This is a genomic window from Streptomyces yangpuensis (assembly GCF_001005295.1).
GTDB classification, from domain to species: Bacteria; Actinomycetota; Actinomycetes; order Streptomycetales; family Streptomycetaceae; genus Streptomyces; species Streptomyces yangpuensis.
This window is the reverse complement of the sequence record NZ_LBMK01000005.1, coordinates 1-9,539: the sequence shown is the minus strand read 5'-3', so window position 1 is coordinate 9,539 and position 9,539 is coordinate 1. Positions and strand designations below refer to the sequence as shown.

Here is a 9,539-nt window from a genome sequence, read left to right as displayed (position 1 = left end):
GCGGTGGAAGAACGCCTCGCAGGAGGTCAAGAACATCATCCAGCTGCTGAACACGACGCTGGAGAAGAACGACGCGACCGCGCGCCAGACGCTGCAGCGTGCGAAGGCCGCGGTCGACAACATCGGCTGAGCAGGATCGTTTCGGCAGGTCGGCAGGTCGGCAGGTCGGCAGGTCGGCAGGTCAGCGGGTCAGCGGGTTGGTGGGGAAGTCGGGTTCACGGGGGTGGGTTGTCGATGACGTCGTGGGACATCAAGCCGCAGGGTGTGCAGGGCCATTTGAAGACCGTCGGCGGGAACGCCGGCGAGCTGGAGAAGGCCCTGAACGCGCTGCTTACGGCCATGTCGGAGGCGGCGCAGGCCGCGGGGACGGCCGTTCCAGGTTCGCAGTCGGGGATGACTGCGCAGGGTCCGCTGGCTCCGGGGGCGGGGCCGGCTCCGGGTGCGGCCTTCGTGGCGCCGCAGAAGGCGATGGGTCCGGTGGCGGCCGCCCTGGGCGAGTACCTGACGGCCCGCAAGCCGGAGTTCAAGTCGATGGCCGAGCGGATCGAGGCGTGCATCCTCGGCGCGGTCAAGGCCACGAACGAGTACCTGGAAGGCGACCTGGACCAGGCCAAGGCCGCCCAGGACGCGGCGAAGTCCGTGAACCTCGACATCCTGCGTGAGAAGAGCGGGGGCGAGAAGTGAGCGGGAACGCACCAGTCGACCCTGCCGAGGTACCGGTCTTCACGGGGGACCTGGCTGTCCTGGACGAGAAGGTGAAGGAGATCTCGTCGGGCGGGGCCACGGTCTCAACGAAGGCCTCGGACGTCCACACCAGCTTCGGCGGCCTGCAGGCCTTCTACCAGGCACCCGAGGCGGACCAGCTCTTCGCGACGACGAAGCCCGTCTCGGACCTCGGCCTGAAGCTCAGCTCTGACATGTGCACCATCGCTGGCGCGCTGGGCACGTACTCACGCGACGCCGCACCCGTCATCAAGAAGCTGGAGAAGCTGAAGGCGGAGGCGGAGGCGTTCCGTACGAAGGTCGCCGACGACGAGAAGTGGCGTGAAGACGGCAGCCTGATTGACGAGAACCTCGATCGCCGCAACGAGATCGCCGAGGTGTGGGAGGAGTTCCACGAGGTGGAGCGGGCCGCCCACGCGAAGATCGTCGCGCTGGTGGGCGGCAAGCCCCTGCGCGTGAACGACGGCTCCAACGCCCCGGACATGTACGGCTACGACGCCGAGGCGATGAAGCAGGCCAAGTCCCTGCCGTGGGGTGACGCGGTGGAGGAGTCCATTCCCGGATGGCAGGTGTGGGAGCACGTCTGGGAGTACGGCAAGGGCTTTTTCGTCGACGGAGTGTGGGGGACTCTCAAGGGCCTGGGCGGTCTGGTCGGCCTTCAGGGCTGGGATACGTTCAAGCAGTCGTGGGCGGGCCTGGCGAAACTCGGGACCGGCCTGTCGATCGCCATGATCCCCGGTGTGGGTGCGCTGTACATGGCGGTCCCGGACGACAAGCTTCCCGCCTACCTGCGTGAGTCGCGCACCGCGATGAAGGAGACGGGCAAGGCGCTGCTCGCGTGGGACCAGTGGGGTTCCAACCCCGGTCGCGCGGCAGGCGCGGTCACCTTCAACGTGATCACCACCATCGCCACGGGCGGCACGGGCGGTGCCGTTTCGGGCGCGGGCAAGGCGGGCGCCGTGGCGAAGGCGCTCTCGGTCGCGGGCAAGGCCGGCCATGTGGTCGACCCCATGACGTACGTCTTCAAGGGCGCCGGCGCGGGCTTCTCCAAGATCGGCGACGTGATGGCCGGTCTGAAGGGCGCGGGCAAGTTCGAGGTCCCGAGCATCAACCTCGACGGCGTGATCGCCCTCCCCGACGGTGCCGTGATGCTGCCCGACGGTGCCATCCACCTCCCCTCCGGCGCGGCCATCCCCGAAGGGGCGGTCAAGCTCCCGGACGGCAACATCAAACTCCCCGAGGGCACCACCACGTTCCCCCCGGGCACGGTCAAGCTGCCCGTCGACGGCCCGCCGAAGTTCATGGACCCCAAGGGCAACATCTACGACGCGGACGGCGCGATCACCCAGCACGTGAAGGACGCCCCGAAGGGCCGGCCGGACGCGGGCGCGGACGTGCCGCGCACCGAAGCACCGAAGGTCGACACCCCGGCCACGGCCAAGGTCCCGGAACGCGACCTGGTCGGCGCCCGCGTCCGCGGCGGCGACAACGGCATCAACCTCGGCTCCGACATCTCCGACCCGGTCCACACGCTGGACCACGCCTCGGGCGGCCACGCCCCGGACAACATGCCCCGCAACGACCTCAACCAGCCTACGCGCGGCGGCGACACCCCGTCCCCGACAGGCGTCACCCACCCGGACACCCCATCCACGGCCGGTGCCCGCCCGGACGGGCCGGGCTCCGGAGCCATGCACGGGGACGGCTCTGGCACGGGCGGAACCCACCCGGACGGCCCGGGCACGGGCGGCGACCACCTCCCGGACAGCCCGGGCACACGCGGCGTCGACGACCTGGGCCACGGCGCCGACGATGCCGTGCAGGCGGGCGACGCCATCAATGGATCCGGCGCCCGCCCGGACGGAGAACCGATTTCCACAGAGCGGCGTAAGGAGCTGCAGAACGAGCACGTACGCCTGGCGAACGAGGACCCGGCGTGGTTCAAGAAGCACTACCACATAGACGGTCACCGCGTGTCGAAGAGGGCGCTCGTGGACGGCGTCGAACTGCCCATCCTGAAGAAGGATGCGGACGGAAATTGGATCTCCAAGCACGACATGCCCCATGGGCCGTCCGAGATCAGGTACGGCGCCAAACACCTCGGGCCTGACACCGCGCCGCCCCAGCATCTCGGTGATCTGAATGCCGCAACGGCGAACCGCAAGGTTTCGATGGACCTTACGAGCGCGCAGAAGGCGTTCGACGGCAACGCCTCCACCTCTAACGCGAATGCACTGGCCGCAGCCCAGAAGGCGTACGACAAGCAACTTCCCGGAATCCCGAACAACAGCAAGATCGCAGAAAGGCTCGGAGAGCGGGCAGCGGAACTGCATGTCATCCCGAACGAATTCAAGAATCGCGGCTTGGATCCGATAACGCTCCCTAAGACACCCAACGGCGCCAATATGTTCGATGCCGTGTACGCGCTCCGCACGGAAGACCGCTACCTCGTAGTGGAGGCCAAGGCCCCCAAGGGTGATCTTGATTGGCGCAACGGGCGTGCCGACCCCGAGGATCTCGAGAATCCGAATGTCGGCGACAACGGTGGGGCTCAAGGCTTGAGGGTCAAGCAGGGCACCAGGCCCTACCTTCGCACCATCTTCGCCGAGATGATGCTTCGCGGTGGCGAGGACGCCAGGATCGCAAAGCTCCTGCGAGATGCGCTGAAGGAAGGCAGGCTCGATTACGTCCTGGTGAAGGCGAAAGACGCCCCCGGCTCCACCTACGCTGGTGCACTCATGGAACGTATGAAGATCGACTGATGAGACGAGGGCGTATGGTTACGCACATTGCTCGACACGACTTCGCCGCGGTCAACGTGAGCGAGACCATGGCGCCGGTGCTCGAGGGCGCGGAGGAGGCCCTGGCGGGGCTCGCGGCGTCCGAGTTCGACCGATATGACGCGCTCACGCTGACGCTCGCGGCAGCGAAGTGGCACTGCCTCGAAGATCCCGTCGTGGACCGGTTCACGACCTGGCAAGCGTGGGTCCTCGCCATGCAAACCGGGTCTGCACTGTTCGCCGCAGGGCAGGCCACCGTGGGCACCGTCACCTGCCGGATCGGCGTGAACGGCGAGCAGCGGGAGTTGCCGGCGACCGGACCGCAGGAGTATCTGCACGCCGGGAACTGGCTGACCTCGTTCTACCTGGCTGCGATCTGCCGCGAGAACAGCCGCGTGAACCAGCTTGCGCAAGTTCCCCTGTCCTTTCTGCGGGCTTCTGATGCGGAATTCGATGAATACATCTATGCGTGGATCGAGACCATCCAGCATCACTGGCACGGTCGGCAGGAGACTTGGGACACCCTGGTCCGTGCCGTCGATGGCACAGACCCCGCGAATGTGCGGATCGCCAGCAAGGAGCTGATGCTGAAGATCCTGTATCCGCCGATCAACCTCTTCTACCGTTATGCCACCCGCGAGAACGACCTCTTCAACGAAGCCCTGGTCGACGCACTGAACTGGCACAAGGAGTACTGGACAGCGAACGAGGACCGGGCACGGAGCGGCGAGGGCCTAGTAGCCCTCGGGCCACTCGCCATCGCCTGCATGGCCCGTGATGCCGGCATGCCGATCGAGGTCGAGTCCGAGTACCTGCCGCAGGAACTTCTGGAGTTCGGCTGGGTGGGCGAAGTGGATGCTTGACCGCTGGCGCTGGCGCTGGCGCTGGCGCCTCTGCCGCACAGCTCTGTCGACCTGAGATCGACGGCCCTGCGAGCGTGTCCGAGTCGACCAGGGGCGCAACGTCGGAAGCTTTGTTGGGGCGGGGGAGTTTCCCACATGGAGAAGAAGCGCGTTGCTTTCGACCGTCACCCGTCACGGCACAGATTTAGGGGGCAGCCGGTCAGCACGGCGCCGAGCGGCCCCGCGGGCCGAGCCGGCCCCCGCCTGGCCGTAGCCGGTCCCGGCCCCCGGTTCGTCCGCGTCCGTCGTCGGCCCGTCACGCTTGTCAGGGGGGTCCTATGGGGTTTGTGGCCGGCCGCCGCCGCTACGACTCCTCGTGGTGGGCCTGCGTGATGAGGTCCGTGGCGACCTCCAGGGCGGCCAGGCGGGTTTCCTCCGGGTCGCCCTCGACGTGCTGGAGGAACATCATCCCGGCGTGCAGCGTGAACAGGGCGCTGACGCAGCGCACCTGGTCCGTCAGCGGGCCGTCGTCCGTGCGCAGCAGCTCCACCAGGCGGTAGAGCCGCTTCTTCACCGTGTCGCCGATGCTCAGCTCGCGCGTCGTCGCCTGGTTCTCCTGCATGAAGCGGTACAGCGCGGCGCCCGCCGCCATCGCCTCGCTGTAGCGGCGCAGCACCTCGCGCTTGGTCTCCAGGGTGCGCGGCTGCTGCTCCGCCCACTTGATCAGCTCGTCGATGGGACGTGTGACGTCCTCGAAGAGGCTGATGATGATGTCTTCCTTGGTCTTGAAGTGGTAGTACAGCGCCGCCTTCGTGACCTCCAGCCGCTCCGCGATCTCGCGCAGCGACGTCTTCTCGTACCCCTGCTCGACGAAGAGCTCCAGTGCGACGTCCTGGATGCGCTGGCGCGTGTCGCCACGACGGCGCTGCGGACTGCTGCTGGACATGACTCTCCTCGGTACTTACTTGACGCCCGGCAAGTTACGGGTCTACCGTCCCCAGTGTAGTGAACTAGCCGGGCGGCAAGTAAGTGCCGTTCCGGCAGGTAGTACCCAGGGGAGTGGACAGGAAATGGTGGAGACAAGCAAGCCCGCGGCGGAGACCTCGCAGGAGGTGAAGCCACGCAGCGTGCGGGTCGTCCTCATGGCCCTCATGATCGCAATGTTGCTGGCGATGCTCGACAACATGATCATCGGTACGGCGATGCCCACCATCGTCGGCGAGCTCGGCGGCCTGGAGCACCTGTCCTGGGTGGTGACCGCGTACACCCTGGCCACGGCCGCCTCCACCCCCATCTGGGGCAAGCTCGGCGACCTGTACGACCGGAAGGGCGCCTTCCTCACCTCGATCGTCATCTTCCTGATCGGCTCCGCGCTCAGCGGCATGGCCCAGGACATGGGTCAGCTCATCGGCTTCCGCGCGATCCAGGGCCTCGGCGCCGGCGGTCTGATGGTCGGCGTCATGGCGATCATCGGCGACCTGATCCCGCCCCGCGAGCGCGGCAAGTACCAGGGCATGATGGCCGGCGTGATGGCCCTCGCCATGATCGGCGGCCCTCTCGTCGGCGGCACCATCACCGACCACATGGGCTGGCGCTGGTCCTTCTACATCACCCTCCCCCTCGGCGCCGTGGCCCTGGCCATGGTCACCGCCGTACTGCACCTGCCCCGGCAGGCCGAACGGCAGCGCCCGAAGATCGACTACCTCGGTGCGGCACTGCTCACCGTCGCGATCACCTCCACCGTGCTCGTCACCACGTGGGGCGGCACCGAGTACGCCTGGGGTTCCGCCGAGATCATCGGCCTGATCGCGATCGGCGTGCTGACGACCGCAGCGTTCCTCTACGTGGAGACCAAGGCGGCCGAGCCGGTCATGCCGCTGCACATCTTCCGCAGCCGCAACTTCACCCTCATGTCGGTGATCGGCTTCCTGGTCGGCTTCGCCATGTTCGGCGGCGTGCTCTACCTCCCGCTGTTCCAGCAGTCGGTCCAGGGCGCCTCCGCCACCAACTCGGGCCTGCTGCTCCTGCCCATGCTGCTTTCGATGATGGCCGTCTCGCTCGTCGCCGGACGCGTCACCACCAACAGCGGCAAATACAAGATCTTCCCGATCGTCGGCGGCGGCCTCATGGTCGTCGGCATGTTCCTGCTCGCCACCATGGACACCGGCACCACCCGCCTCGTGTCCGGCCTCTACATGGCCGTCCTCGGTGCCGGGCTCGGCTTCCTGATGCAGATCACCATGCTCGTCGCGCAGAACAGCGTGGAGATGAAGGACATGGGTGTCGCGTCCTCCTCGGCCACCCTCTTCCGTACGCTCGGCGGTTCCTTCGGCGTGGCCCTGATGGGTTCCCTCTTCACCTCCCGGGTCACGGACACCATGTCCGAGCGCCTGGGCCCGGAGGCCGCCGGGGCCGCGGGCTCCGCACAGTTGGACGCGGCGAGCCTGGCCAAGCTGCCGGAGGCCGTGCGCGAGGCCTACCAGCACGCGGTGGCCGCCGGCACGCACTCCGCCTTCCTGCTCGGCGCGGCCGTCGCCGTACTGGGCTTCCTGGCGGCCTGGTTCGTCAAGGAGGTCCCGCTCCGGGGCGCCGGCCCGGCCCCCGCCGACGCCAAGGCCGCCCCCGCCGACGCCGAGTCCGGCCCGACTGACGCCGAGTCCGCCCCGGCCGACGCCAAGTCCGCTTCCGCGGCGCAGGAATCCCTCGCGCACTGACCCGCGCGGCGCACGAGCCCGGCCCCGGTGGACCACGTGTCCGCCGGGGCCGGATCGTTTTCCGCCACGCCCGTCCGGGAAGGAACGGTGGGCGATCAAGGATCAAAGTCCCATCAGCCCCATCAGTCCTTTCAGTCCCATTACGGGGAATTTATGGCCGATTTGACTGGAACTCCTCTGTGGCGACGAACGTCCTGATGCACAGAACGCTCGCACAGCGGATGGGGAGTGGACGGTTCATGAGTTTCTCGACGTACACGAACAGGAAAGGCGTCCGGGCCGGTGCGGCCGTCGTCGCGTCCGCCGTCGCCGTGGCGGTGGCGGCCTGGGGAGTCGCGACCCTCGTGGAACCGGGAAGCGCCGGCGCGGCCTCCCGCCAGAGCGTGTCCGGGCCGAACGGGGCCGACACCTCGGGCGGCGACGGGGCGGGCGGGCCGGGCCCCGGCCAGGGCATACCCGAGGGCATAGCCCATTCCTCGGAGAGCGGCGGCAACACCGTCAACATCACCATCGACGACGGCCCCGACCCCCGCTGGACCCCCCAAGTGCTCGACGTACTGCACAAGTACGACGTCAGGGCCACCTTCTGCATGGTCGGACCCCACGCCAAGGCCCACCCCGACCTCGTCAGGAAGGTGGTCGCGGCCGGCCACCGGCTCTGCGACCACACCATGGACCACGACACGACCATGGACAAGAAGCCGGTCGACTACCAGGAACGACAGATCCTGGACGCGAAGAAGCTCATAGAGGAGGCCGCGGGCAACGGCGCGAAGGTCGAGTACTACCGGGCCCCCGGCGGCGCGTTCACCCCCGACAGCCGTCGTATCGCCGCGGCGAACGGGATGCGCCCGCTTGGCTGGAACGTCGACACCAAGGACTTCCAGAAGCCGGGCACGGCCGCCATAGTCGACGCCGTCAAGCGCGAGATCGGCAACGGCCCGACGGTCCTCTTCCACGACGGCGGCGGCAACCGCGCGCAGACCGTCGAAGCCCTCGACCAGGTGCTGGCCTGGCTCCGGGACCAGGGCCGGCCCACCGGCTTCCCGGTCCGCACCGCCCCCGACGCCCCGTGAGCCGCGCCTGACACGCCGTCCGGCGCGCGAACGGGTGAGGGTCGCCGAAGCGGCCGCGCGCGCGTTGTTACCTGGTCGGGCACGGACGAACGTACGCCCGACCAGGAGGTTCCTGTGGCCATCGCCCCCGGCAAACTGTCCGACCCCGTGGTCGGCGCCCTCGTCGCCGCCGTCAACGCGCACGACAAGGACGCCTTCCTGAAACTGCTGACCGCCGACGCGACCATGTCCGACGACGGCTCGGACCGCGACCTCCACGAGTGGATCGACCGGGAGATCTTCGACTCCAGCGGCCACATGGACGTCCAGTCCGAGTCCGACGGGGGCCACGCCCTCGTCGTCAACTACCGCAACGACACCTGGGGCGAGATGCGCACCGCCTGGCGCTTCACCATCGCACCCGGCGGCGGCCGCATCAGCCGCTTCGAGACCGGCCAGGCCTGACCCGCCCCGGCCTGACCCGCCCGGCCCGCCCGGACCGGCTCCCGTACGGGTGAAAGGCCGGGCGGCGACGTTCCGGCCCGGGCCGGCGCCCCGTTGGGCGGGGCATGAAGCGCACCCGCACCGCCGCTCTCGCCCTCGCCACCGCCGCCGCGGCCCTCGCCCCCGCCCTCCTGCCGCAGGCCGCCGCCGCGGAGGGGGCGTACCTCCAGGACCCGGCGGGCGGCGAGAAGACCATGAAGTCGATGTGGACCAAGGATGAAATGCACAAGGTGGAAGGGCAGTTCCGCTTCCATCCCGGGGTCCGCTACAAGACGGTCGCCCGCCCCGGCCACCCGGCCGCGCCGGACCACGAGCGGAGGGTCGGTGACCCGAAGACGCTGGCGTGGGAACCCTCGTACGAGTTCGCCTGGTCGGTGTCGGACTCGACGGTGGTGAAGAAGGCGCTGACGGTCAAGGAGGGCGAGCACCCGATCGTCGTGCACGCCGTGCTGCGCCGCGCGGACCGGTCCGAGGTGGCGCAGGTGCGCAAGGAACTGACCGGGAGGCCGGCGACGGGGCGGGAGAAGGTCGCGGGGAACAAGCGGATCGCCTGTGACACCGGTGAGTACACGGTGGAGTGGTCGGTGACGCGCTCGGGCTACGGGACGCTCCACGGCTCACTGCGCTGGAACTCCAGCTGCGAGCAGTACCGGACGGCGTTCTCCCAGGGCCACGGGAAGCAGCGCTGAGGCTCCCCGTCGGGGGCCTGTCGCCCCGCGCACCTCGTGAGTGCTCGGCGGGCGACGGGGCCGCGGCCTTGGATCAAGTGCCGTAGTGGCCATGGTGCCGCACCGGATGGTCTGCGGCCCGTGTCGAAGGTCCCGTGTCGTGGGGGACTTCAGCATGATCTGGCGCGGAACCCCGGGCGTTCACGCCCGCGAGGAAGCGCTTCCCTGGACTGCTCTGACCCGCACTGGAGCA

The 9,539-nt window shown here is 68.7% G+C and carries 8 protein-coding genes; 7 read left to right on the top strand and 1 reads right to left on the bottom strand.

The window, feature by feature from the left end; translation table 11 throughout:
• Positions 1–234 precede the first annotated feature (234 nt).
• The 3 genes from AAT21_RS24010 (at position 235) to AAT21_RS24000 (ending at position 4,366) form a co-directional block, all read left to right on the top strand.
• Positions 235–684, top strand: a complete 450-nt coding sequence (locus AAT21_RS24010; RefSeq protein WP_046779067.1) for a DUF6507 family protein — start codon at positions 235–237, stop codon at positions 682–684.
• A 71-nt stretch (positions 685–755) separates the two neighbouring features.
• Complete coding sequence (locus tag AAT21_RS24005; RefSeq protein WP_235439204.1) at positions 756–3,485, top strand: hypothetical protein; 2,730 nt, start codon at positions 756–758, stop codon at positions 3,483–3,485.
• Between the two features lie 14 nt (positions 3,486–3,499).
• Positions 3,500–4,366, top strand: coding sequence for an immunity 49 family protein (locus AAT21_RS24000; RefSeq protein ID WP_107081375.1), 867 nt, complete (start codon positions 3,500–3,502; stop codon positions 4,364–4,366).
• Positions 4,367–4,709: 343 nt separating this feature from the next.
• Here AAT21_RS24000 and AAT21_RS23995 read toward each other — a convergent pair whose 3' ends face one another.
• Positions 4,710–5,291 (bottom strand): TetR/AcrR family transcriptional regulator, encoded by a 582-nt coding sequence (locus AAT21_RS23995; RefSeq protein ID WP_046779065.1) that lies wholly within the window; start codon positions 5,289–5,291, stop codon positions 4,710–4,712.
• A 124-nt stretch (positions 5,292–5,415) separates the two neighbouring features.
• Between AAT21_RS23995 and AAT21_RS23990 the strand changes: the two genes are divergently transcribed.
• The 4 genes from AAT21_RS23990 (at position 5,416) to AAT21_RS23975 (ending at position 9,307) form a co-directional block, all read left to right on the top strand.
• Positions 5,416–7,059 carry an MDR family MFS transporter gene (locus AAT21_RS23990; protein WP_046779064.1) on the top strand — a complete coding sequence of 548 codons (1,644 nt, stop codon included), beginning with the start codon at positions 5,416–5,418 and terminating at the stop codon, positions 7,057–7,059.
• Positions 7,060–7,298: 239 nt separating this feature from the next.
• Positions 7,299–8,135: a polysaccharide deacetylase family protein gene (locus tag AAT21_RS23985; RefSeq protein ID WP_046779063.1), complete on the top strand. Its 837-nt coding sequence runs from the start codon at positions 7,299–7,301 to the stop codon at positions 8,133–8,135.
• Positions 8,136–8,249: 114 nt separating this feature from the next.
• The gene (locus tag AAT21_RS23980) at positions 8,250–8,579 is read left to right on the top strand and encodes a nuclear transport factor 2-like protein (protein ID WP_046779062.1); all 330 of its coding nucleotides are present in this window, start codon (positions 8,250–8,252) and stop codon (positions 8,577–8,579) included.
• A 104-nt stretch (positions 8,580–8,683) separates the two neighbouring features.
• Positions 8,684–9,307: a hypothetical protein gene (locus tag AAT21_RS23975; protein ID WP_046779061.1), complete on the top strand. Its 624-nt coding sequence runs from the start codon at positions 8,684–8,686 to the stop codon at positions 9,305–9,307.
• Positions 9,308–9,539: the final 232 nt, after the last annotated feature.

Excerpts from the sequence above, each read along its gene's own strand:
- AAT21_RS24010 (WP_046779067.1), top strand. The coding sequence starts at position 235 with ATGACGTCGTGGGACATCAAGCCGCAGGGTGTGCAGGGCCATTTGAAG.
- AAT21_RS24000 (WP_107081375.1), top strand. The coding sequence starts at position 3,500 with ATGGTTACGCACATTGCTCGACACGACTTCGCCGCGGTCAACGTGAGC.
- AAT21_RS23995 (WP_046779065.1), bottom strand. The coding sequence starts at position 5,291 with ATGTCCAGCAGCAGTCCGCAGCGCCGTCGTGGCGACACGCGCCAGCGC.
- AAT21_RS23990 (WP_046779064.1), top strand. The coding sequence starts at position 5,416 with ATGGTGGAGACAAGCAAGCCCGCGGCGGAGACCTCGCAGGAGGTGAAG.
- AAT21_RS23985 (WP_046779063.1), top strand. The coding sequence starts at position 7,299 with ATGAGTTTCTCGACGTACACGAACAGGAAAGGCGTCCGGGCCGGTGCG.
- AAT21_RS23975 (WP_046779061.1), top strand. The coding sequence starts at position 8,684 with ATGAAGCGCACCCGCACCGCCGCTCTCGCCCTCGCCACCGCCGCCGCG.